The 23,673-nt window shown below is 69.2% G+C and carries 18 protein-coding genes and 1 pseudogene; 8 read left to right on the top strand and 11 right to left on the bottom strand.

The features are described from left to right. The first annotated feature begins 135 nt into the window (after positions 1-135). Both ACFYXH_RS28270 and ACFYXH_RS28265 read left to right on the top strand, forming a co-directional pair. On the top strand, positions 136-552 hold the full coding sequence (locus tag ACFYXH_RS28270; RefSeq protein WP_389568558.1) for a GNAT family N-acetyltransferase: 417 nt from the start codon (positions 136-138) through the stop codon (positions 550-552). Positions 553-761: 209 nt separating this feature from the next. Continuing rightward, positions 762-1,949: a S8 family peptidase gene (locus tag ACFYXH_RS28265; RefSeq protein WP_389568488.1), complete on the top strand. Its 1,188-nt coding sequence runs from the start codon at positions 762-764 to the stop codon at positions 1,947-1,949. 148 nt (positions 1,950-2,097) lie between these two features. Here the strand turns inward: ACFYXH_RS28265 and ACFYXH_RS28260 are convergent, their stop codons facing one another. From ACFYXH_RS28260 to iolC, 7 genes are all read right to left on the bottom strand, one after another. Further along, positions 2,098-2,901, bottom strand: coding sequence for a DUF2637 domain-containing protein (locus ACFYXH_RS28260; protein WP_389568485.1), 804 nt, complete (start codon positions 2,899-2,901; stop codon positions 2,098-2,100). A 92-nt stretch (positions 2,902-2,993) separates the two neighbouring features. Then, the gene (locus ACFYXH_RS28255; RefSeq protein WP_385311660.1) at positions 2,994-3,119 is read right to left on the bottom strand and encodes a hypothetical protein; all 126 of its coding nucleotides are present in this window, start codon (positions 3,117-3,119) and stop codon (positions 2,994-2,996) included. Positions 3,120-3,414: 295 nt separating this feature from the next. Then, a complete protein-coding gene (locus ACFYXH_RS28250) occupies positions 3,415-4,914 on the bottom strand; it encodes a CoA-acylating methylmalonate-semialdehyde dehydrogenase (RefSeq protein ID WP_389568482.1) in 1,500 nt (499 codons plus the stop codon). 11 nt (positions 4,915-4,925) lie between these two features. Continuing rightward, positions 4,926-6,848, bottom strand: a complete 1,923-nt coding sequence (iolD, locus tag ACFYXH_RS28245) for a 3D-(3,5/4)-trihydroxycyclohexane-1,2-dione acylhydrolase (decyclizing) (protein WP_389568478.1) — start codon at positions 6,846-6,848, stop codon at positions 4,926-4,928. Then, on the bottom strand, positions 6,845-7,729 hold the full coding sequence (iolB, locus tag ACFYXH_RS28240; RefSeq protein ID WP_389568475.1) for a 5-deoxy-glucuronate isomerase: 885 nt from the start codon (positions 7,727-7,729) through the stop codon (positions 6,845-6,847). The genes iolD and iolB overlap by 4 nt, the downstream gene beginning before the upstream one ends. Positions 7,730-7,745: 16 nt before the next feature. Then, on the bottom strand, positions 7,746-8,630 hold the full coding sequence (locus ACFYXH_RS28235; RefSeq protein WP_389568473.1) for a deoxyribose-phosphate aldolase: 885 nt from the start codon (positions 8,628-8,630) through the stop codon (positions 7,746-7,748). Then, positions 8,627-9,634 (bottom strand): 5-dehydro-2-deoxygluconokinase, encoded by a 1,008-nt coding sequence (gene iolC / locus ACFYXH_RS28230; RefSeq protein WP_389568470.1) that lies wholly within the window; start codon positions 9,632-9,634, stop codon positions 8,627-8,629. Before iolC ends, ACFYXH_RS28235 begins: the two co-directional genes overlap by 4 nt. 128 nt (positions 9,635-9,762) lie before the next feature. Here iolC and ACFYXH_RS28225 point away from each other — a divergent pair, with 128 nt between their 5' ends. From ACFYXH_RS28225 to ACFYXH_RS28215, 3 genes are all read left to right on the top strand, one after another. After that, complete coding sequence (locus ACFYXH_RS28225; protein ID WP_389568467.1) at positions 9,763-10,674, top strand: sugar phosphate isomerase/epimerase family protein; 912 nt, start codon at positions 9,763-9,765, stop codon at positions 10,672-10,674. A 214-nt stretch (positions 10,675-10,888) separates the two neighbouring features. After that, positions 10,889-11,086, top strand: coding sequence for a helix-turn-helix transcriptional regulator (locus ACFYXH_RS28220; RefSeq protein ID WP_389568464.1), 198 nt, complete (start codon positions 10,889-10,891; stop codon positions 11,084-11,086). A gap of 144 nt (positions 11,087-11,230) precedes the next feature. Continuing rightward, positions 11,231-11,815: a GNAT family N-acetyltransferase gene (locus tag ACFYXH_RS28215; protein WP_389568461.1), complete on the top strand. Its 585-nt coding sequence runs from the start codon at positions 11,231-11,233 to the stop codon at positions 11,813-11,815. Here the strand turns inward: ACFYXH_RS28215 and ACFYXH_RS28210 are convergent. Beyond that, entirely contained in the window at positions 11,805-14,186 is a 2,382-nt protein-coding gene (locus ACFYXH_RS28210; RefSeq protein WP_389568458.1) for an MMPL family transporter, read from the bottom strand. The two genes, ACFYXH_RS28215 and ACFYXH_RS28210, sit on opposite strands and share 11 nt — an antisense overlap. Before the next feature lie 165 nt (positions 14,187-14,351). Between ACFYXH_RS28210 and ACFYXH_RS28205 the strand changes: the two genes are divergently transcribed. The 3 genes from ACFYXH_RS28205 to ACFYXH_RS28195 all read left to right on the top strand — a co-directional run bounded on the left by ACFYXH_RS28205 (position 14,352) and on the right by ACFYXH_RS28195 (position 17,886). After that, on the top strand, positions 14,352-15,116 hold the full coding sequence (locus tag ACFYXH_RS28205; RefSeq protein ID WP_389568455.1) for a TetR family transcriptional regulator: 765 nt from the start codon (positions 14,352-14,354) through the stop codon (positions 15,114-15,116). 109 nt (positions 15,117-15,225) lie between these two features. Next, positions 15,226-15,543, top strand: a complete 318-nt coding sequence (locus tag ACFYXH_RS28200; protein ID WP_389568453.1) for a heavy-metal-associated domain-containing protein — start codon at positions 15,226-15,228, stop codon at positions 15,541-15,543. Positions 15,544-15,678: 135 nt separating this feature from the next. Next, positions 15,679-17,886, top strand: coding sequence for a heavy metal translocating P-type ATPase (locus ACFYXH_RS28195; protein ID WP_389568555.1), 2,208 nt, complete (start codon positions 15,679-15,681; stop codon positions 17,884-17,886). A gap of 400 nt (positions 17,887-18,286) precedes the next feature. Here ACFYXH_RS28195 and ACFYXH_RS28190 read toward each other — a convergent pair whose 3' ends face one another. The 3 genes and pseudogenes from ACFYXH_RS28190 to ACFYXH_RS28180 all read right to left on the bottom strand — a co-directional run bounded on the left by ACFYXH_RS28190 (position 18,287) and on the right by ACFYXH_RS28180 (position 23,656). Next, positions 18,287-19,576 carry a citrate synthase gene (locus ACFYXH_RS28190; protein WP_389568451.1) on the bottom strand — a complete coding sequence of 430 codons (1,290 nt, stop codon included), beginning with the start codon at positions 19,574-19,576 and terminating at the stop codon, positions 18,287-18,289. A 234-nt stretch (positions 19,577-19,810) separates the two neighbouring features. Then, positions 19,811-22,012: pseudogene (locus tag ACFYXH_RS28185) on the bottom strand (ATP-dependent RecD-like DNA helicase); the annotation flags it as partial. An 846-nt stretch (positions 22,013-22,858) separates the two neighbouring features. After that, positions 22,859-23,656, bottom strand: coding sequence for a sugar phosphate isomerase/epimerase family protein (locus ACFYXH_RS28180; RefSeq protein WP_389568553.1), 798 nt, complete (start codon positions 23,654-23,656; stop codon positions 22,859-22,861). Positions 23,657-23,673: the final 17 nt, after the last annotated feature.

Genomic DNA, 23,673 nt, shown 5'->3' with positions numbered 1-23,673 from the left:
CTAAGCGGATCCCCTGTGCCGTCTCGGCTGCCGCCAGGGGGAACTCACGAGCCTCCGCAAGTAGTACGGAGTACGGTCGCCGTACACCAGACGCGGTATGCGCCCCTGGGGGAAGGGACCCACATGGACCTCCATATGGACATCCGGCGCGCGACGACCGTGTCCGAGCTCACCGCGGCCGAGCATCTCTACGACGGACCCCCGCGGGCGGAGTGGGCCGAGCGTTTCCTTGCCGCCACCGGGCATCTGATGCTGATCGCGTACGTCGACGGGGCGCCGGCCGGGATGGTCTCCGGCATCGAGATGCTCCACCCCGACAAGGGCACGGAGATGTGCCTGTACGAGCTGTCGGTGGACCCGGCGTACCGCAGACGCGGCATCGGGCGGGCGCTGACCGAGGCGCTGATCGAGGTGGCGCGGGAGCGGGGCTGCTACGACATGTGGGTCGGCGTGGACACGGACAACGATCCGGCGCTGGCGACGTACCGCTCGACGGGCGCGAAGGACGACGGGGTGTTCGCCATGCTCACCTGGGAGTTCCCCGCCCACTAGCGGACACGTCCGTTGCCCTGGCTGTCCCATGGGCGGTTTGCGAGCAACCTCCCGGCCGGACGGGTGTTCACAATGTGTGGGTCCGTCATGCAGTAAGTGGCGATGCTGTCTTGTTTCGCACGTCACGTCACGAGACCCTGGTCAGCGCATATGCAGCTCCTGGCACCATGCACTCCCGTACTTGTCCGTTAACGGTCAACGAAAGGTAGGTGCACGAGATGAAAGCCACTGCCCGGCGCTTCGGGGCGCTGATACCCGCAATCGCCCTTGCGGCCGGTCTCCAGTTCGCCGCCTCCCCCACCGCGCACAGCGCGCCCATCGGCGATCTTCGTCTCGCTCCCACTGCAACTGCCGTGCAGAACAGCTGGATTGTCGTCCTGAAGGACGGCACCACGCACGCCGCCGACCTGGGCGTCACGCCCAGCCACACCTACCGCAAGGCTCTCCAGGGTTTCTCCGCGTCGATGTCCGACGCAAAGGCCGCAAAACTCTCCGCCGATCCGCGCGTGGCGTACGTCCAGCAGAACGCCACGATCCGCATCAACGAGACCCAGACCAATGCCACGTGGGGCATCGACCGTATCGACCAGCGGAATCTGCCGCTGTCGAAGACATACACCTACAACACCAATGCGTCGAATGTGACCGCGTACATCATCGACACCGGGATCCGCACCTCCCACAGCGAGTTCGGCGGCCGCGCGAGCGTCGGCACGGACACGGTGGGCGGCGGCCAGAACGGCCAGGACTGCAACGGCCACGGCACGCATGTCGCCGGCACGGTCGGTGGCAAGACGTACGGCGTCGCCAAGGGCGTCAAGCTCGTGGCCGTACGCGTCCTGGACTGCCAGGGCTCCGGTACGACGGCCGGGGTCATCGCGGGCATCGACTGGGTGACCGCGAACGCGAAGAAGCCGGCTGTGGCGAACATGAGCCTGGGCGGTGGCGCGGACGCGGCGCTGGACAACGCGGTGAAGAAGTCCATCGCATCGGGCGTGAGCTACTCGATTGCCGCGGGTAATGGCAACTTCCTCGGCCTGCCGATGAACGCGTGCAACTACTCGCCGGCCCGCGTCCCCGAGGCGATCACGGTTGGCGCGACGGACAACACGGACCGGAGGGCGTCGTTCTCCAACTACGGCACCTGCCTGGATCTGTTCGCGCCGGGCGTGAACATCACCTCATCGTGGAAGGACAGCAACACGGCGACGAACACGATCTCCGGCACCTCGATGGCCACCCCACACACAGCGGGCGTCGCGGCGCTATATCTGGCGACCCACGCCACCGCGACCCCGGTTCAGGTCCGGGACGCGCTGGTGAACGGCGCGACGAGCGGCAAGGTCCAGGACCCGCGGACGGGTTCGCCGAACAAGCTGCTGCATTCGCTGTTCTAGCCGATCCGTCCTAGCCGGTTGGCTGTTGTTCCAGCCGATTCGGTGTTCCAGCTGAGCTGCTGCTGCCCGAGGAGCTCCTGCCCATCCGGGCACGGCGCTCCTCGGGCAGTAGTCTGCTCGCGACGTTTTCTGCCGGCTTGTCCTGCGCCTACAGCGACTCCGGATGGTCAGGACTTGAGCAGGGGCGTGCGGATTTGCACCAGAAACCCACCTCGCGGCGGGCCGGCCGGGTGAGCGTGATGTGGCGTACGAGCTGGTGGAAGCAGGCCATGGTCGCGATGGCGGGGAGAGCGGCGACGCCCGCTCCACTGAGGGTCCTGGGCGCCGCGGCGATGCACGTAAGCGCGGCGAGCACACAGAAGAACAGGGCGATGGCCCAGGCGTGGGGAGCGCGGCGGCGATGCAGCGTGGCTCGCAGGATCGAGAGCGATGCGACCGTCCAGGGTCCGTACACCAGCGCCGGCCACCAGGGCGAAAGGCTGTACGCGGCACCAGGGGCAGCGGCATGCCGCAGGATTTCGTGCGTGAGCAGGCACCCGAGGACGCTCACGACGGCAATGATGACCACACTCACCGTTGCGATGGCGTAGTTCAGGGACTGGTTGCGGACGAGCTTCCACGCTCTCGGCTTCACCTTGTGCATCGGGCGCCGACGGTGGCAGGACGGGCCGATCGTTGGGGGCCGCCGCAGATCCATTGCGGGCTGCGGCAGTTCCACGGGGTCGGGCGTTTCCTGCAGCAGCTGCGTCAGTTCGACGTCCGGTTCCCAGCGCCCCTGCAGAACGTCGAGGTCCGGAGCAGAGAATGGTTCCTGCCCGAACGCGGAACCGTAGCCGTTCCACTGGTCGGCGGAACTGTAACCGTCCCACTGGCCGGAGAGGGCTGCGTACGCGTCGTCGTACTGCTCAGCAGGAGTGCCGTACGCCCCGAAGTGGTCATGCCTGTCATACATGTGATTCCTACCGTGGACGATGTCCAGTGGTGGTGGCAATTGCGGCTCCGGCAGGGGGCCGCGGCGGAAGTGTGCGACCCCATGCGGGGCGGTCACGCGGGGGAGCGGCGGGTGTAATCGGCCTGGATCAGGTCCATGGCCGCCATGAAGTCCGCCAGTTCCGCGGTGCACTCCCGCGGGCGGACCAGGGCGACGGCACCTTCCCTACTGGTGCACATGGGCCACAGAGACAATCCCTCGGCACGTGGGTTGAGCGACTTGGGCTGTGAAGTTGGCGTGGTCACAGCCCTCTCAACGACGAACGCGCCCCCATCGCTATCGGCCACACGAATGAACCAATAAGTAGGAAATGGGTGAAATATACAGTCCACGGTATGTCGGCGACCCCGAAGTGCCGTCGCACATGAAGTGCGGGCGCGCCGCTGTGGGCGAGATGGCCGCGCCGTACAGAGAAGGCGCGGCCCGTACGGATACGGAGTTCCGTACGGGCCCGGTGCCTGTCGACTGTTGCTGTCAGTGGTTGCGCGGGAAGCCCAGGTCCACGCCGGTCGGCGCATCCGACGGGTCCGGCCAGCGGGTGGTGACGACCTTACCCCGAGTGTAGAAGTGCACGCCGTCGTTGCCGTAGATGTGGTGGTCGCCGAAGAGCGAGTCCTTCCAGCCGCCGAAGGAGTGGTAGCCCACCGGCACGGGGATCGGGACGTTCACGCCGACCATGCCCGCCTCGATCTCCAGTTGGAAGCGGCGGGCCGCACCACCGTCACGGGTGAAGATCGCGGTGCCGTTGCCGAAGGGGGAGGCGTTGATCAGCGCCACGCCCTCCTCGTACGTCTCCGCACGCAGCACGCACAGCACCGGGCCGAAGATCTCGTCGCGGTAGGCGTCGGAGTCGGTGGAGACGTGGTCGAGGAGCGACAGGCCGATCCAGTGGCCGTCCTCGAAGCCGTCGACCGTGTGGCCCGTGCCGTCCAGAACGACCTTCGCACCCTGCGCCGCCGCGCCCGTGACGTACGAGGCGACCTTGTCGCGGTGGGCCTTGGTGATCAGGGGGCCCATCTCCGACGTCGGGTCGTCGCCGGGGCCGATCTTGATCTTCTCGGCGCGTTCGCGGATCTTCTCCACCAGCTCATCGGCGATGGAACTGACCGCGACGACCGCGGAGATGGCCATGCAGCGCTCGCCGGCCGAGCCGTACGCCGCCGAGACCGCGGCGTCCGCGGCCGCGTCCAGGTCCGCGTCCGGGAGCACCAGCATGTGGTTCTTCGCGCCGCCGAGCGCCTGGACGCGCTTGTGGTTGGCGGAGGCGGTGGAGTGGATGTAGCGGGCGATCGGGGTGGAGCCGACGAAGGAGACCGCGCTGACGTCCGGGTGCGCCAGCAGCGCGTCGACCGCGACCTTGTCGCCGTGGACGACATTGAGCACGCCGTCGGGCAGCCCGGCCTCCGAAGCCAGCTCGGCAAGGAAGTTGGCGGCCGACGGGTCCTTCTCGCTCGGCTTCAGCACGAAGGTGTTTCCGCAGGCGATGGCCAGCGGGAACATCCACATCGGCACCATTGCCGGGAAGTTGAACGGCGTGATGCCGGCGACGACACCGAGCGGCTGACGGATCGAGGAGACGTCGACCCGGCTCGCGACCTGGGTGGACAGCTCGCCCTTGAGCTGGGTGGTGATACCGCAGGCGAGCTCCACGATCTCCAGGCCGCGGGCGACCTCGCCGAGCGCGTCGGAGTGGACCTTGCCGTGCTCGGCGGTGATCAGCGCGGCGATATCGTCGCGGTGTGCGTCGAGGAGTGCGCGGTAGCGGAAGAGGATCCCGGTCCGCTGCGCGAGCGAGGACGTGCCCCAGGTCGCGTACGCCGACCGCGCCGCCGTGACGGCCGCGTCGACCTCCTCCACCGAGGCCAGGGCGACCTGGGTGGTGACGGCGCCGGTCGCAGGGTCGGTGACCGGGCCCCAGTTGCCTGACGCACCTTCGACGGTCTTGCCACCGATCCAGTGGTTGACGGTCTTCATTTCGTGCTCCTTCAGAGATGGCGGCGTCGGGCTGCGACTTGCCGGTCGTACTCCTTCCGGGCCTTGACCGCCGACGGGCGGGTCGCGGTCTCAGCCACCGGAACATCCCACCACGCCTGCGCCGGAGGCGCGCCCGACACAGTGTCTGCCGTTTCGGTCTCGACGTAGACACATGTGGGAACGTCCGCCTCACGCGCCTCAGAGAGCGCTTCGTGCAGGTCACGCACCGTCTTGGCCCGGATCACACGCATTCCGAGCGAGGCTGCGTTGGCGGCCAGGTCGACGGGGAGCGGAGCCCCGGTGTACGTACCGTCCAAGGCCCGGTAGCGGTAGGCGGTGCCGAAGCGCTCCGCGCCGACCGACTCGGACAGGCCGCCGATCGAGGCGTATCCGTGGTTCTGCAGGATGACGACCTTGATAGGGATGTTCTCCTGCACGGCTGTCACGATTTCGGTGGGATTCATCAGATACGTACCGTCGCCGACGAGAGCCCAGACGGGTCGGCCAGGCGCGGCCATCGCGACGCCGATGGCCGCGGGGATCTCGTAGCCCATGCAGGAGTAGCCGTACTCGACGTGGTATTGGTCGGCCGAACGGGCGCGCCACAGCTTGTGGAGGTCGCCGGGGAGCGAGCCCGCGGCGTTGATCACGATGTCGTCCCCGGTGACCAGAGTGTCGAGTGCGCCGAGCACCTGCGGCTGAGTGGGGTGGACATCCGGGTCGTCGGCCTCGTACGCGGCGTCGACGCGGTACTCCCAGCGCTCCTTGTCGTCGGCGTACTCCGTCTCGTACGCGGGCTCGACGTGCATACGCGTGCCCAGCGCGGCGGCGAGCTCGTCCAGTGCGGTCCGGGCGTCCGCAACCAAGGAGAGACCGGCCATCTTGTGGGCGTCGAAGGAGGTGATGTTGAGGTTCAGGAAGCGGACGGCCGGGTGCTGGAAGAGGGTCGCGGAGGCGGTCGAGAAGTCGGACCAGCGGGTGCCGACACCGATCACCAGATCCGCGGTACGGGCCAGCTCGTCGGCGGTCGCGGTGCCGGTGTGGCCGATGCCGCCGACGTCGCAGGGGTGGTCGTACGGAAGCGAGCCCTTGCCGGCCTGGGTGGAGGCGACCGGGATGCCGGTCGCCTCGGCGAAGGCCCGCAGCGCCTCCTCGGCCTCGCTGTGGTGGACGCCGCCGCCCGCGACGATCAAGGGGCGGCGGGCGGCACTCACCGCGCGGCGCGCCGCGTCCAGCGCGTCCAGGTCGGGCCGCGGGCGGCACACCTGCCAGACGCGCTCGGCGAAGAAGTCCTCCGGCCAGTCGTACGCCTCGGCCTGCACATCCTGCGGCAGCGCGAGCGTGACCGCACCGGTCTCGGCCGGGTCGGCGAGCACACGCATCGCCTGCAGCGCCGTCGGAATCAGTGCTTCGGGACGGGTGACACGGTCGAAGTAGCGGGAGACGGGGCGCAGGGCGTCGTTGACCGACACATCGCCCGCGTACGGGACTTCGAGCTGCTGGAGAACCGGGTCGGCGGGCCGGGTCGCGAACACATCGCCGGGCAGCAGGAGGACGGGCAGCCGGTTGACGGTGGCAAGCGCGGCGCCGGTGACGAGGTTGGTCGCGCCCGGGCCGATGGAGGTGGTGACGGCGTGGGCGGAGAGGCGCCGGGACTGGCGGGCGTAGCCGACGGCGGCGTGCACCATGGCCTGTTCGTTGCGGCCCTGGAAGTACGGCATGGCGGGGCCGGGGGGCGTCTCCCCGGACTGCGCAGTGGCACCGGACTCCAGCAGCGCCTGGCCGAGGCCGGCCACATTGCCGTGGCCGAAGATGCCCCAAGTGGCGTTGATCAGGCGGTGGCGGCGGCCGTCGCGCTCGGTGTACTGGCGGGCGAGGAAGGCGACGAGCGCCTGGGCGACGGTGAGTCGGCGCGTATTCGTTCCCGAACTCATTGCTGGCCCTCCTCGGCCTCGTACAGCGGCAGCCGGGGGTCGACGGGCTGCTCCGGCCAGGTGTCGCGGATCCAGCCGTGGTCGGGGTGGTCGCAGATCAGCCACTCCCTGGTGGCGCCCGGGCCCGCCATCACATTGAGGTAGTACATGTCCCGGCCGGGCGCGGCGATGGACGGGCCGTGCCAGCCGTCGGGGATGAGGACGGCGTCACCCGTACGGACCTCGGCGAGGATGTCCGTACCGCCGGGCCTCGACGGAGAGACCCGGTGGTAGCCCATGCCGCCGCGGTCGATCTCGAAGTAGTAGATCTCCTCGAGCTCGGACTCGACGCCGGGGCGGTGCTCGTCGTGCTTGTGCGGCGGGTACGAGGACCAGTTGCCGCCGGGCGTGAGCACCTCGACCGCGATGAGCTTGTCGCAGACGAAGGTGTCTGCCGCGGCGAAGTTGTTCACCTGCCGCGAGCAGCTGCCCGAGCCGCGCAGCTCGACCGGTACCTCCGGCGCGGGGCCGTAGCGAGCGGGGAGTCGGCGCTCGCACTTCGCTCCTGCCAGGGCGAAGCGGCCTCCCGCACCGGAGGCGATCTGTGCATGGGCATCGCGCGGCACATAGGCGAAGTCCGTCACTCCGCCGAACACGCTTTCCCTGCCCAGCAGTTCAAAGGTCTCGCCTTGTGTGCGCACTGTGCAACCGCCGGCGAGCGGCAGCACGATCCACTCACTGTCCCCGGCGGCGAGGGAGTGTGAGGCGCCGGGCTCCAGCTCCAGTACACGCAGGCTGGAGTACCCCCAGCCGGCCTGTTGGGGGTCGATGCGCAGAGCGTAGGGGCCCCGCGCCGCGGCACCCGCCGGTACGTACAGCTCCTGCAGCTTTTCGTCGCTCATGCCTTCTCCGTACCCCCTACAGCAGTCCGACGGCCGTATCGACCGCCCCGGCGACGTCCCCGTCGACCGGATAGAGCAGCGAGCGTCCCACCACCAGTCCCTGGACGGTGGGCAGTTGCAGCGCTCCACGCCATTTCTCGTACGCACCGTGCTGGTCGTCCCCGATCTCGCCGCCGAGGAGGACCGCGGGGAGGGTCGAGGTCTCCATCACGGCCGCCATGTCTTCGGGGTCGTCGGTCACGGGGACCTTCAGCCAGGTGTACGCGGAGGTGCCGGCCAGACCGGAGGCGATGGCGATGGACCGGGTGACGGCTTCGGCGCTGAGATCGTTGCGGAGGCGGCCGTCGACGCGGTGACAGATGAAGGGCTCGATGAAGACGGGAAGCTGACGCTCGGCCATCTCGTCGACGGCGCGGGCGGTGGCGTGCAGTGTGTCGAGCGAGGCCGGGTCCTCGTAGTCGATGCGGAGCAGCAGTTTGCCCGCGTCGAAACCGAGCCGGTCCAGGTCCTTGGCGCGGTGGCCGGTGAACCGGTCGTCGAGCTCGAAGGCCGCGCCCGCGAGGCCTCCGCGGTTCATCGAGCCCATCACGACCTTGTCCTCGAGGGCACCGAGGAGGAGCAGGTCGTCGAGGATGTCGGCGGTGGCGAGGACGCCGTCGACGCCGGGGCGGGAGAGGGCGAGGCAGAGCCGCTCCAGCAGGTCGAAGCGGTTGGCCATGGCGAGGTGACGGTCGCCGACGGCGAGGGCGCCACGGGCGGGGTGGTCGGCGGCGATGATCATCAGTCGGCCGCTCTCGCCTATGAGCCGGGGCCGCCTGCGCCGCCGGGTGGCGGCTTCGGCGACGGCCTCGGGGTGGCGGGTGCGGATCCCGACGAGCTCGCCGATGTCGACGCGACTCACGAGGCGGCTCCGGGCGGGATTGAGGGTTCGGGCGGGATTGAGGGTCCGGGAGGGACGGGGGCGCCCTCGAGGACCTGGTCGACCTCGGCGGCATACGGCATCGCGGTGGAGCAGGCGAGGCGGGCGGCGACGATGGCTCCGGCCGCGTTGGCGTACCGCATGATGCGCTCCAACTCCCAGCCCGACAGCAGCCCGTGGCAGAGCGCCCCGCCGAACGCGTCGCCCGCGCCCAGACCGTTGACCACCTCGACGGGGACCGGCGGGACCTCGGCCTTTGTCCCGTCGCGGTGAACGGCGAGGACGCCCTTGGGACCCTGCTTGACGACGGCGAGCTCGACGCCGGCGGCAAGGAGCGCACGCGCGGCGGCGTACGGCTCGCGCTCACCGGTGGCGATCTCGCACTCCTCGAGATTGCCGACGGCCACGGTGGCCTGCGCGAGGGCCTGCGTGTAGTACGGCCGCGCCTCGTCCGGATCTCCCCAGAACATGGGCCGCCAGTCCAGGTCGAAGACGGTGGTGCCGGACTTGGCGCGGTGGGCGAGCGCGGCCAGCGTCGCGGTGCGGCTCGGTTCCGCGCACAGGCCCGTGCCGGTCATCCAGAAGACTCTCGCCTCGCGGATCGCCGCCATATCCAGCTCGTGCTGGTGGATCTCGAGATCGGGTGCTTTCGGCTGCCGGTAGAAGTAGAGCGGGAAGTTGTCCGGAGGGAAGATCTCGCAGAAGGTGACCGGGGTCGGGTACGCGGCCACCGGAGTCACCCAGCGGTCGTCGACCCCGAACTCCCCCAGCGCCTGGTGGAGATAGTCGCCGAAGGCGTCCTGCCCGGTGCGGGTGATCACCGCCGTCCGCCGGCCCAGCCGGGCGGCACCCACCGCGACATTCGTGGCCGAGCCGCCGAGGAACTTCCCGAACGTGTCGACCTGCGCCAACGGAACCCCGGTCCGCAGCGGATAGAGGTCCACGCTGATCCGGCCCATCGTGATCACGTCGTACGGCTGAGGCATACGCGTCCCTTCGGTTGGAGCCGGCTGTCCCCAGGTCTAGTGCTCCTCACTGAGCCCTGTCAACATTTTGTCCTTACATTCGGACGAAGCCTTGACACCTTTCTTCGGCGGCCGGAAAGCTGACCCGCATGACCTCCTCCGCCCCCGTCCTGAACCGCATCCGGGTCGGCTCGGCCCCCGACTCCTGGGGGGTGTGGTTCCCGGACGATCCTCAGCAGGTCCCCTGGCAGCGCTTCCTCGATGAAGTCGCTGACGCCGGATACGAGTGGATCGAGCTCGGCCCGTACGGCTATCTCCCGAGCGATCCCGCCCGCCTCACCACAGAAACCGCCCGTCGCGGGTTGAAGGTCTCGGCCGGCACGGTCTTCACCGGGTTGCACCACGGACCGGCGGTCTGGGAGAAGACCTGGGCGCATGTCTCGGACATCGCTGCACTCACCCGGGCCATGGGCGCGGAACATCTGGTCGTCATCCCCTCCTTCTGGCGCGACGACAAGACGGGCCAGGTACTGGAGGACCGCACCCTCACCCCGGCACAGTGGCGCGATCTCACCACCCAGACCGAACGGTTGGGTCGCGAGGTGCGCGAGCGCTACGGACTGAAGATCGTCGTCCACCCGCACGCGGACACCCATATCGACAGCGAGGAGAACGTCAGCCGTTTCCTCGACGCCACCGACCCCGGCCTGGTCTCGCTCTGCCTGGACACCGGGCACTACGCCTACTGCGGCGGCGACAGCGTCAAGCTGATCGAGACCTACGGGGAGCGGATCGGCTACCTCCACCTCAAGCAGGTGGACCCGGAGATCCTGGCCGAAGTGGTCGCGGACGAGGTGCCGTTCGGACCGGCCGTCGGCCGGGGCGTGATGTGCGAGCCGCCGGCCGGCGTGCCCGCGCTGGAGCCCGTACTGGCCGCGGCCCAGGCACTCGACGTCGAGCTCTTCGCCATCGTCGAGCAGGACATGTATCCGTGCCCGCCGGACAAACCCTTCCCGATCGCCGAGCGGACGCGCGGTTTCCTGCGCTCTTGCGGCGCCTGAGGCTCACGCACCACTTCTGTCACGGTTGTCGCCTCCTCGTCACGCATGTCTCGATTACCCGGGGCTTCCGTCACAGGCAATCAACAGCCCCATTCCTCCTCTCGCTCGGCATCGTTGCAACGGGCACAGGCTCAGTGATCACCAGCGTCCGCGCGCAGCTCACCCGACGGCCCCCGCGCCGCCGCTGCCGCGCACGCAGGGAGGTGGCACAACCATGGCGGACAGAAGACTCTGGTCCTACAAGGAGATCGCCGCGCACATCCGGGTGCAGCCGGACACGGTCCGTTCGTACCGCAAGCACGGTCTTCTCCCGCCGCCCGACCATGTGGAGGCCGGCAAGCCCTACTGGCACGCGGACACGATCCGCGCCTGGGTGGCCAATCGCCCCGGGAACAGGGGCCGCAGGGACTGAGAGCCAAAAGGGACTGAGAACCGCAGATCTGGAGCCGCCGGGCCCGCGAGGCCTGCGTGCGTGCACGGATGCGGGGACGGCTCCTTCCTCGCGGTCAACCTTAATCAGTTGCTCACCGCAGGAGCCTGTCCCGACAATCCCCCAGTGACTCAGCAGCCGACTGCGGACTTCTCCGTCAAGCCCACCCTTATTGGCGAGAAGGTGATTCTGCGCCCTTTCACCGGGGTGGATGCGACCGCCATGGCCGCGATTCTGGGCGATCCCGAGGTGAGCGTCTTCACCGGGTCCGCCCACGAGGGCCAACTGGACCTGGAGCAGCTGCGCGCCTGGTACGGGACGCGCAACGACCGGACCGACCGGCTCGACCTCGCCGTGGTGGATCGGGCCGGCGGCGAGGTCGTCGGTGAAGTCGTCCTCCATGAGTGGGACGCACACAACCGCAGCTGCCGCTTCCGCACCCTGATCGGCCCGAAGGGACGCAACCGGGGCCTGGGCACCGAGGCCACCCGGCTGGTTGTCGGGCACGGCTTCGAGCAACTGGATCTGAACCGGATCGCGTTGGGCGTCTTCAACTTCAACCCGCGCGCAATCCGGGCCTATGAGAAGGCCGGCTTTGTGGCGGAGGGGACCGAGCGCGAGGCACTGCTCCACGAGGGCCAGTGGATCGACGCCACCTCTATGTCGATCCTGGCCCGGGAGTGGGCGGTCCACCGCGGCGTCAGGCCTTGACCCAGTCCCGTGCCGCGTCGGGATCCGAACCCGATTCAGGTTCCGATGCCGGATCCGGCTCCGAATCCGGCTCGGAGTCCGGCTCGGAGTCCGGCCGCGGTACGGGCTGCGTCACGGGCTGCGATATCTCTCCCTCGGTCAGCCCGAACCGTTCATGGAAGCGGCGCAGCGGCCCGGGGGCCCACCAGGTCGAGGCGCCCATCAGTTTCATGACCGAGGGAACCAGCAGACTGCGCACCACCATGGCGTCCATCAGCACGGCCAGCGCGATTCCGAGGCCGAGCATCTTGGTGTTGGTCACCCGTGAGGTGCCGATGCCCACCATCACCACCGCGAGGATCACGGCCGCCGCGGTGATCAGCCCGCCGGTGCGCTGAAGTCCGAATCTCACCGAGTGTTCATGGTCACCCGTGTGGTCGTACTCCTCCTTGATCCGGGAGAGCAGAAAGACGCCGTAGTCCATGGACAGCCCGAAGGCGATGCAGAACATCAGCACGGGGAGCGTCGTCTCGATGTCTCCGGTGGAGGTGAAGGAGAGCAGCCCGGAGAGGTGCCCGTCCTGGAAGACCCAGACCACTGCGCCGAACATCGCCGTCAGACTGAGGGCGTTGAGCACGACCGCCTGGATGGGGATGAGCACACTGCCGGTGAGCAGGAAGACCAGCAGCAGCGTCACTATGGCGATGATCGCCAGCGCCAGCGGCAGCCGGTCGGCGATGGCGGCCTTGGAGTCCTCCAGCACCGCGGCCCTGCCGGTCACCGAGGTCGCGAACGGGGCCGATACATCCCGCAGTTCATGCACGAGCCGCTGGGCCTCCTCGCCCACCGCCTCGCCCTTGGGCTGCACTGTGAGGTAGGCGGATCCGCCCGAGGTGACGGGCCCGTCCACCCGCAGCACACCCGGGAGGGCGGCGATCTTGTCGCGGTACTCGGCGTACTCGGCGGGGGTCGTCGCGGACTCGGAACCGGTGTCCTCGGCGAAGACTTCGAGGCCGCCGGCGGGGCTGCCGGGGAAGCCGTCCCGTATCTGCTGCTGAACGACATGGACCTCGGCGGTCGACGGCAGCTGGCGGTCGTCGGGGGTACCGAACTTCACACCCAGGAAGGGCAGTCCGAGCAGCACAAGACCGGCCACGGTGGCGAACGCGAACAGGGGGGCCCGGCGCATCACCAGCCCGGCGACCCACGCCCACCCGGCTCCGGCCGCCTCCTGGTCCGCAGCCGCTTTCTGGTCCTCGGGCGCTTTCTGGTCCTCGGCCGACGCCTTGTCAGCCCCAGCCTCATCGGACGATGTGCCGTCACGCCGGCCACGCTTGAGAAGGCGGCGCAGATCCAGCGCATTGACCCGGTGTCCAAGCAGCATCAGGGCGGCGGGGAGCAGCACCAGCGCGGCCGCTGCCGCCAGAAGGACCACGGCGATCCCGGCGTAGGCGAAGGACCGCAGGAAGTACTGCGGGAAGACCAGCATCGCGGCCAGCGACACGGCCACCGTCAGGGCGGAGAACAGAACGGTGCGACCCGCGGTGCGCAGAGTGATGCCGATCGCCTCCCGCACCTCGGCCCCATCGGCCAACTCCTCGCGGAATCGGCGCACGATGAACAGGGCGTAGTCGATGGCGAGTCCGAGCCCCAGGGCCGTGGTGAGGTTCTGCGCGAAGACCGAGACATCGGCGAACTCGGTGATGCCGCGAAGGACGGCGTTCGTCCCCAGGATGGCGACGATGCCGACGCCCAGCGGGAGCAGTGCCGCGATCGCGCTGCCGAAGACCATGACCAGCAGCACCAGCGTCACCGGCAGAGCGATCAGCTCGGCCCGCAGCAGGTCCTCCTGGATGGTCGTGGTCATCTCGTGCTGCAGGGCGACGGGGCCGCCTATCGAGACCTGCACCGGGCCGTGCGCCCCCCGGAAGTCCGGCGCTATCCGCTCCAGCACCTCGGAGGTGGCTTTCTCGTCGCCCTCGATCCGGGCCGCGATCAGCGCCTGATGCCCGTCGCCGGCGCGCAGCGCGGGTGAGCGGGTCCCCCAGTACGAGCCGACACCCGTGACGTCCTTCTCGGCAGCGAGCCGCTCCCCCAGCCGCCGTCCCTCGGCGGCGACCGCCGGGTCGTCCACACTCGCCCGTCCGCTGTCCACGAGCAGCAGCAGATTCGGCTGGGAGGCCGGGAACTCCCGCTCCAGCGCCTCTGTCGCATACGTCGACTCGGCAGCCGGGTCCTGCCAGCCGCCGCTCCCCATGCGCTCGGCGACCCCGCTTCCGGCGAACACCGCGAGTGCGGTGAGCACCAGCGCGGCCAGCAGCGAGAGCCGCGGCCGCGCGGTCACGAACCGGGTCCATCCCCCGACCGGCGGTGGGCTGTTGACTTCGGACATGGTGCGGTGTCCCCTTCACCGTGGCCCATGCGCAGGCTCCCCGGGCAGGCAGCATGGGTCGACCATTGCCATAGACTGGCAAACACGAGCTATCGCTCGCATTAACCAAGAATGCGAGCGACCACTCGCGTTTGTCAACCACCGTCAGGAAGCTGGGGATTTCACGTGCCGGAGCCCACGACCCCGGAGCCCACCGCGACCACGGAGCCCGCGGCGACCACAGGGGCTGCCAAGCCGCGCCGCCGCCAGGCCCGCGGGGAGCGCCGTATCTCCCAGCTCCTCGACGCCGCCGCGAACGTCTTCTGCACCACCGGCTACACCGCGGCCAGCACCAACGCCATCGCCCGCGAGGCCGGCGTCTCCCCCGGCACGCTCTACCAGTTCTTCCCGAACAAGGAGGCCATCGCCGTCGAACTCGGCGGCCGACTCCTCCAGCAGTGGCGCGAGTCCCACGGCGCGGCCCTGACCGCCGCCAACCTCGACCTCCCGCTCGACCAGCTGCTGGACGCGGTCCTCGATCCGCTCTTCGCCTTCAATCACGAGAACCCGGCCTTCGCCGCCCTGGTGCACGGTCCCGATGTCCCGGGCCAGATCACGCAGGAGTTCGACGCCCTGCACGCAGTGCTGCTCACCCGGATCGGGCAGATCGTCGCGAGCTTCCTCCCCGACGCGCCGCCCGCCGAGCTCTCCCGCGTCGCGACCATGATTTTCGCCATCTTCAAGGCGGGGCTCGACCTGGTCCTCGCCCACGAGGGCGAGGAGCGGCAGGCGTACATCGAAGAGATCAAGAAAGTCATGTTCCGCTACCTGGCCCCCATCGTCGGCGTCTGCCCGGCCGAGAAGCAGGCCGGGCAGCGGGGCGAGGAGCAGGCCGAAGAGTGGACCAAGGAGCAGCAGCGGAACGCGCGGCCTGGTCCGCATGCGCGTTAATACCCCCTAGGGGTATAGTCTGAAGTACATCAGGAAGGCTCGGCACTCCCGCGGCCCTCCGGCACACCATGACCTCGTACGTGTTGCACCCTCGAAGAGGAGAAACGCCATGACCGCCGAGACGAAGACCGAGGACGAAACCGCCCAGGCGACCGGCTCCGGCTGCTGCGGCGGCGGCGCCTGTGGCACCGGCACGGCCGACGTGCAGATCGGCGGCGTCACCACCGTCTACCAGGTCACGGGCATGACCTGCGGTCACTGCGAAGGCGCCGTCTCCAGCGAGATCTCCGAGCTGCCGGGCGTCACCTCGGTGAAGGCGGTCGCCTCCACCGGTCAGGTGACCGTGATCTCCGAGGCCCCGCTCGACGACGCCGCGGTGCGCGAAGCCGTCGACGAGGCCGGGTACGAGCTCGTCGGGCGGGCCTGAGCACTCACCTCCGCACCCGCAAGGCCCTCCGCCGGGTCGTACCCGACCAGTCCGATACTGGGTCCCGTACGACCCGGCCCCCTTTTCTGGAGTCCCGAAGTGGATACATCCCAGGTCGAGCTCGCCATCGGCGGGATGACCTGCGCCTCCTGCGCGGCTCGCGTCGAGAAGAAGCTGAACCGCATGGACGGCGTCAGCGCCACCGTCAACTACGCGACCGAGAAGGCGAAGGTCTCCTATCCGCACGGGATGGAAGTCGCCGATCTCATCGCCACCGTGGTGAAAACCGGCTACTCGGCCGCGCAGCCCCCGCCGCCCGAGCCCGAGCCGGACCTCGCCGTGGACTCCGGCCCGGACCCCGCCGTGGACTCCGAGGCGCGCCCCGACCCGGAGCCGGCCGCCCTCCGGCAGCGCCTGATCGTCTCCGCCGTGCTCGCGGCGCCGGTCGTCCTCATGGCGATGATCCCCGCCCTCCAGTTCGACAACTGGCAGTGGCTCTCGCTCACCCTCGCCGCCCCTGTCGCCATCTGGGGCGCACTGCCCTTCCACCGGGCCACCTGGGCCAACCTCCGGCACGGCGCGGCCACCATGGACACCCTCGTCTCGGTCGGCACGCTCGCCGCCTTCGGCTGGTCGCTGTGGGCGCTCTTCCTCGGGGACGCGGGCATGCCCGCCATGCGCCACGGTTTCGACCCCACCGTCACACGTGCCGACGCCGCCTCGACGATCTATCTCGAGGTCGCCGCGGGCGTGGTGACCTTCATCCTGCTCGGCCGCTATCTGGAGGCGCGCTCCAAGCGGAAGGCGGGCGCCGCCCTGCGTGCCCTGCTGGAGCTGGGCGCCAAGGATGTCGCCGTACTGCGCGGCGGCACGGAGGTACGCATTCCGGTCGGCCGGCTCGCCGTCGGCGACCGTTTCGTCGTACGTCCCGGAGAGAAGATCGCCACCGACGGCAGCGTCGTCGAGGGCACCTCCGCCGTCGACGCCTCCATGCTCACGGGCGAGTCCGTGCCGGTGGATGTGACCGCGGGGGACCCGGTCACCGGCGGCTGCGTCAACACCGCCGGCCGGCTCGTCGTCGAGGCCACCCGGATCGGCGCCGACACCCAGCTCGCCCGGATGGCCCGGCTGGTGGAGGACGCCCAGAACGGCAAGGCCGAGGTGCAGCGCATCGCCGACCGGATCTCGGCCGTTTTCGTCCCTGTCGTACTGCTGATCGCACTCGGGACGCTGGTGGCCTGGCTGCTCGCCACGGACGATGTGACCGCGGCCTTCACGGCCGCCGTCGCCGTACTGATCATCGCCTGCCCGTGCGCCCTGGGGCTGGCCACGCCGACCGCGCTCATGGTCGGTACGGGGCGCGGCGCCCAGCTCGGCATCCTGATCAAGGGCCCGGAGGTCCTGGAGTCCACCCGCAAGGTCGACACGGTCGTCCTGGACAAGACAGGGACGGTCACCACCGGCCGGATGCGCCTTCAGCGGGTGTACGTCGCCGAAACCGCCGAGGAGCATGAACTGCTGCGCTTCGCGGGCGCACTGGAGCACGCCTCGGAGCACCCCATCGCCCGCGCCGTCGCGGCGGGCGCCGAGGAGCGGGTCGGCGCACTTCCCGCCACCGAAAGCTTCGAGAACGTCCCGGGCCTGGGCGTACGCGGCGTCGTCGAAGGACACGAGGTGCTGGTCGGGCGAGCGCGGCTGCTCACGGACGCGGGCGTTGAGCTGCCCGACGAGCTTGCCTCCGCCGCGACCGAGGGGCGTACGGCGGTCTTCGCGGCCGTGGACGGCAAGGCGCTCGGCATGCTCACCGTCGCCGACGCGGTCAAGGACACCAGCGCCGAGGCGGTCGCACGGCTGCGGGCTCTCGGCCTCACTCCGGTGCTGCTGACCGGCGACAACAAGGCGGTCGCCGAGTCGGTCGCGGCCGAGGTCGGCATCGACGAGGTGTACGCCGAGGTCATGCCCGAGGACAAGGTGGTCGTGGTCAAGCGTCTCCAGGCGGAGGGCCGCAGCGTCGCCATGGTCGGCGACGGCGTGAACGACGCGGCCGCGCTGGCCACCGCGGACCTGGGCCTGGCGATGGGCACGGGCACTGACGCGGCGATCGAGGCCGGCGATCTGACCCTCGTACGCGGAGACCTGAGGGTTGCAGCCGACGCGATCCGTCTCGCACGCCGGACACTGACCACCATCAAGGGCAATCTTTTCTGGGCTTTCGGCTACAACGTGGCCGCGCTGCCGCTGGCGGCATCAGGCCTGCTCAACCCCATGATCGCGGGATTTGCGATGGCCTTTTCATCCGTATTTGTGGTGACCAACAGCCTGCGGCTGCGCTCCTTCATGTGACTACAAGTAGGTCACAAGACCTTCACAAGGAGACCTAGATCACAGATATTTAGGGGTAACCATTGCGACTCCTCGCGAGTCTAAGTGGGCGATGCCGAGAACGTCTTGGGGGACGTTCATGGGATGTCTTGGGGGACGTCCCAGGCAAGCGTTGGCCGGGGCACGTGCCCGGGGAGCTTTGAGCGGCCCTCCCGTGCGTACGTACCCCGGCAGACCGCGTGAGGAGCTTCTGCAACCAGCAGACGCCCGGCCGGATCCCGTGGGGGGAATCCGCTCCGGGGAAATGGGAAGCGCCCCGCCCGCCGACCCGTGGGGGGATCGGCAGCGGGGCGCTTTCCGCTGTCTGCGCCGGTTACGAGGCGCGGACGCGCACACGTACGGGTGTCAGCGAATACCGGTGTCAGCGAGCCTCGACCGGGACGAAGTCGCGCAGGACCTCGCCGGTGTAGATCTGGCGCGGGCGGCCGATACGGGACCCCGGCTCCTTGATCATCTCGTGCCACTGGGCGATCCAGCCGGGCAGCCGGCCGAGCGCGAAGAGCACGGTGAACATCTCGGTCGGGAAGCCCATGGCCCGGTAGATCAGGCCGGTGTAGAAGTCCACGTTCGGGTAGAGGTTGCGCGAGACGAAGTAGTCGTCGGAGAGCGCGTGCTCTTCCAGCTTGAGCGCGATGTCGAGCAGCTCGTCGGACTTGCCGAGCGCCGAGAGGACATCGTGCGCCGCCGCCTTGATGATCATCGCCCGCGGGTCGAAGCTCTTGTAGACGCGGTGGCCGAAGCCCATCAGGCGGACGCCGTCCTCCTTGTTCTTCACCTTGCGGATGAAGGAGTCGACGTCGCCGCCGTTGGTCTGGATGCCCTCGAGCATCTCCAGCACCGACTGGTTGGCGCCACCGTGCAGCGGGCCCCACAGGGCGCTGATGCCGGCGGAGATCGAGGCGAACATGTTCGCCTGCGAGGAGCCGACCAGACGCACGGTGGAGGTCGAACAGTTCTGCTCGTGGTCCGCGTGCAGGATCAGCAGCTTGTCGAGCGCCGAGACCACGACCGGGTCCAGGTCGTACTCCTGCGCGGGGACCGAGAAGGTCATCCGCAGGAAGTTCTCCACGTACCCGAGGTCGTTGCGCGGGTAGACGAAGGGGTGGCCGATCGACTTCTTGTACGCGTACGCCGCGATCGTCGGCAGCTTGGCCAGCAGCCGGACCGTGGAGAGATGACGCTGCTTCTCGTCGAACGGGTTGTGGCTGTCCTGGTAGAACGTCGACAGCGCGCTGACCACGGAGGACAGCATCGCCATCGGGTGGGCGTCGCGCGGGAAGCCGCCGTAGAACCGCTTGACGTCCTCGTGCAGCAGCGTGTGCTGGGTGATCTCGCTCTTGAAGGTCGACAGCTCGTCGACCGTCGGAAGCTCGCCATTGATCAGCAGGTACGCCACCTCGAGGAAGGTGGAACGCTCGGCCAGCTGCTCGATCGGGTAGCCGCGGTAGCGCAGGATGCCCTGCTCGCCGTCGAGGTAGGTGATCGCGGATTTATAGGCGGCTGTATTCCCGTATCCGCTGTCCAGGGTCACCAGACCGGTCTGGGCTCGGAGCTTCCCGATGTCGAAGCCCTTGTCGCCGACGGTGCTCTCGACCACCGGGTAGGTGTGTTCACCGTCCGCGTACCGCAGTACTACAGAGTTGTCGCTCACGTCATCCCTCACCGACGTAGTGCCTCTTCTTCGAGGTGCCCTGACTGTCTCTACCATCCCCCATTTGGCTCAGGAGAGTGCACTCGGGGTCGACCATTGGGCCTATTGGCGGCACTCAGTGCCGCCAACCTGCTCATCTTGCCCCCTTCGCCCTGCTTCTGGAAGCCAGGGGTGGCGTTTGCCACCCCACGGGCCCCAGGTGTCACACCCGGCCGGCGCAGCGCATCCCGTTCAGCCGCCGGTCAGCCGGTGGTCGAGCGCGGTGAAGCGTCTGCCTGCGGAAACAGTGCGTACTGCCTGTCCTATCGCCTTACGGGAGCCGACCAGCACGACGAGCTTCTTGGCCCGGGTGACCGCCGTGTAGAGGAGGTTTCGCTGGAGCATCATCCAGGCTCCGGTCGTGACCGGGATCACCACTGCCGGGTATTCGCTGCCCTGTGAGCGGTGGATGGTCACGGCGTAGGCATGTGCCAGCTCGTCCAGCTCGTCGAAGTCATACGGGACCTCCTCGTCCTCGTCCGTCAGCACCGTCAGCCGCTGGTCGTCCGGCTGGAGCGAGGTGACCACGCCGACCGTGCCGTTGAAGACGCCGTTCTTCCCTTTCTCGTAATTGTTGCGAATCTGGGTGACCTTGTCGCCGACGCGGAAGACACGGCCGCCGAAGCGCTTCTCGGGAAGGTCGGGCCTGGCGGGCGTGATCGCCTGCTGGAGCAGGCCGTTGAGCGTGCCGGCTCCGGCCGGGCCGCGGTGCATGGGTGCGAGCACCTGCACATCGCGCCGCGGATCCAGGCCGAATCTGGCCGGGATACGGCGGGCCGCCACGTCCACCGTGAGCTTTCCCGCGTCCTCCGTCTCCTCCTCCACGAAGAGAAAGAAGTCGGAGAGACCCGAAGTGATGGGCTGAACGCCGGAGTTGATGCGGTGGGCGTTGGTGACGACGCCGGACTGCTGGGCCTGCCGGAAGATCCGGGTCAGCCGGACGTTCGGCACGGGCCCGCTGTCGGCGAGCAGGTCGCGCAGCACCTCGCCGGCACCGACGCTCGGCAGCTGGTCCACATCCCCCACCAGCAGCAGATGCGCGCCGGGGGCAACGGCCTTGACCAGCTTGTTGGCGAGGAGCAGATCGAGCATGGACGCCTCGTCGACCACCACCAGATCCGCGTCGAGCGGCCGATCCCTGTCGTACGCCGCGTCGCCGCCGGGCCTGAGCTCGAGCAGCCGGTGCACGGTGGACGCCTCGGCGCCGGTGAGTTCGGCGAGCCGTTTGGCCGCGCGCCCGGTCGGTGCGGCCAGCACCACCTTCGCCTTCCTGGCGCGGGCCAGCTCCACGATGGACCGGACCGTGAACGACTTGCCGCAGCCGGGACCACCGGTCAGAACGGCGACCTTCTTGGTGAGCGCGAGTCTGACCGCCGCCTCCTGCTCGGGCGCGAGCTCCGCGCCCGTACGCTCCGCGAGCCAGGCCAGCGCCTTGTCCCAGACGACGTCCTGGAAGCCCGGCATCCGGTCCTCCGCGGCTCCCAGCAGCCGGCGCAGCTGGGCGGCGAGGGAGATCTCGGCCCGATGGAAGGGCACCAGGTACACCGCAGTGACCGGCTCGCCGCCGTCCGGAGCCGGCACCTTCTCCCGTACGACCCCTTCCTCCTCGCCCGCGAGCTCGGCGAGGCACTCGATGACAAGGCCGGTGTCCACCTGGAGCAGTTTCACCGCGTCGCTGATCAGCTGCTCCTCGGGCAGGAAGCAGTGCCCTTGGTCGGTGGACTGCGACAGGGCGTACTGCAGCCCCGCTTTGACCCGCTCCGGGCTGTCGTGCGGTATGCCGACCGCCTGCGCGATCTTGTCGGCGGTGAGGAACCCGATGCCCCAGACGTCGGCGGCGAGGCGGTACGGCTGGTTCTTCACGACCGAGATCGAGGCGTCCTCGTACTTCTTGTAGATGCGCACCGCGATGGACGTGGAGACGCCGACCCCTTGGAGGAAGACCATGACCTCCTTGATGGCTTTCTGCTCCTCCCAGGCGACGCCGATCAACTTCGTCCGCTTCGGACCGAGTCCGGGGACCTCGATGAGCTTCTTCGGCTGCTGCTCGATGATGTCGAGCGTGTCGATGCCGAAGTGCTCGACGATGCGCTCGGCGATCCGGGGGCCGATTCCCTTGATCAGGCCCGAGCCGAGGTAACGGCGTATGCCCTGGATCGTGGCCGGCAGGACGGTCGTGTAGTTGTCCACGGTGAACTGCTTGCCGTACTGGGGGTGGGAGCCCCAACGGCCCTCCATACGCAACGACTCGCCCGGCTGCGCGCCGAGCAGCGAGCCGACCACCGTGAGGAGATCACTGCCGCGTCCCGTGTCGACCCGGGCGACCGTGTAGCCGTTCTCCTCGTTGGCATACGTGATCCGCTCGAGGACCCCTTCGACCACTGCTGGATTGGACATGATCCGACGCTACCGCCGGGGTCCGACAATGCGGAGGGCCTGTGGACAACTCGGGCCCGTCGCCCGTCCGGCCAGTCAAGGGGGCCCGGTCTGACGACCGGGCCCCTCGCACTCCCCCTCCGTCAAGAGCTCCCTGATCCCCCCAGATCCCTCCCCGGGAGCCTTGATGACAGGTAGACCCGCGTCACGCGGAAAGGGTTGTACGACTTCGGGCAGTTAATTTTCCGGAATCGCGGAATGCCGACAAAGTGGGCCAGTCATGGGCGTTCTGGCCGACTGTGAGGGTTTCGGCCCGCCGGTCAGATGTTCGGTGCGGGCGCACGGGGTGCGGGTGCACGGGGTGCGGGGCGTGGAGTTCCCCCACCCCGCCCCTTCCCGAAACTGGGGGCGGTGCCCCCAGGCCCCCTGGCGGGGAGGGGTAAGTGGGGGCTGACGCCCCCACACCCTCGGAGCGGCAGCTTCGCGCCGCAGACCACAAGCGCGGGGCCGTGCCCCCTGGACCGCGAGCCCGGGGGCAAAGCCCCAACGCCGACGGGCGCCCGAGGGCCCCCGGGCCTGTCCCTGGCAGGGGGACGCGCAGGGGTCGTGTTCGGGACGTAAAGCGTCGCAACTCGCGCGAAGCGCGGTGACCACGCGGCGGAGCCGCATATCGGATGCAGCGCAGTACCGGACACGAGCCCCGGAGCGGACCCCGGACGGCCACCGACACAAGACCGGGCACACCCAAGCACCCAGGGCACGCACCCCGCGGAGGCCGGGTGACCTCAAGCACCCAAGGCCCGCACCCCGCGGAGGCCGGGCACTCCCATGCACCCCAAGCCCCGCACCCCGCAGGACACCCGCCCCCTACAGCACGTGCTCGCCGTACCGGCGCACCGTTTCTCCCAGGACCTCCCTCCCGTCCCGCGACCACAGCCCCCCGTTGAACAGCTCCACCTCGATCGCACCCCCGTACCCCGCCCCCTCCACCCGTTCCCGCCACTCCCGCATGTCGATCGCCCCGTCCCCGATCTGGCCCCGCCCGTTCAGCACCCCCGCCGGCAACGGCGTCGTCCAGTCCGCCAGTTGGAATGCGTGGATCCGGGCCGACGAGCCCGCCCGCGCCACCGCCGCCGGGGCCGTGTCGTCCCACCAGATGTGGTACGTGTCCACCACCACGCCCACCTGCGACGCCGGGAAACGCTCCGCGAGGTCCAGCGCCTGCGTCAGCGTGGACACCACGCACCGGTCCGCCGCGTACATCGGGTGCAGCGGCTCGATCGCCAGCCGTACGCCCCGCTCCCCCGCGTACGGAGCCAGCACGGCGAGCGCGTCCGCGATACGTGACCGCGCCGCCACCAAGTCCCGGCTGCCCGGCGGAAGTCCGCCCGAGACCAGGACCAGCGTGTCCGTGCCGAGCGTCGCCGCCTCGTCGATCGCCGCGCGGTTGTCGTCCAGCGCACGCGCCCGCTCAGCTGCCTCGATCGCCGTGAGGAAGCCGCCCCGGCACAGACTCGTGACCGCCAGCCCCGCGTCCCGTACAAGCTTCGCCGCCGCCTCGACCCCGTACGCCTGCACCGGTTCGCGCCACAGCCCCACCCCCGGAATACCGAACTCCGCGCACACATCGACGAGTTCGGGGAGGCTGAGCTGTTTCACCGTCATCTGGTTGATGCTGAAGC

Source organism: Streptomyces sp. NPDC002730 (assembly GCF_042888805.1).
Taxonomy (GTDB): domain Bacteria; phylum Actinomycetota; class Actinomycetes; order Streptomycetales; family Streptomycetaceae; genus Streptomyces.
The sequence above is the reverse complement of the archived record's forward strand: the minus strand, read 5'-3'. Positions and strand labels throughout refer to the sequence as shown.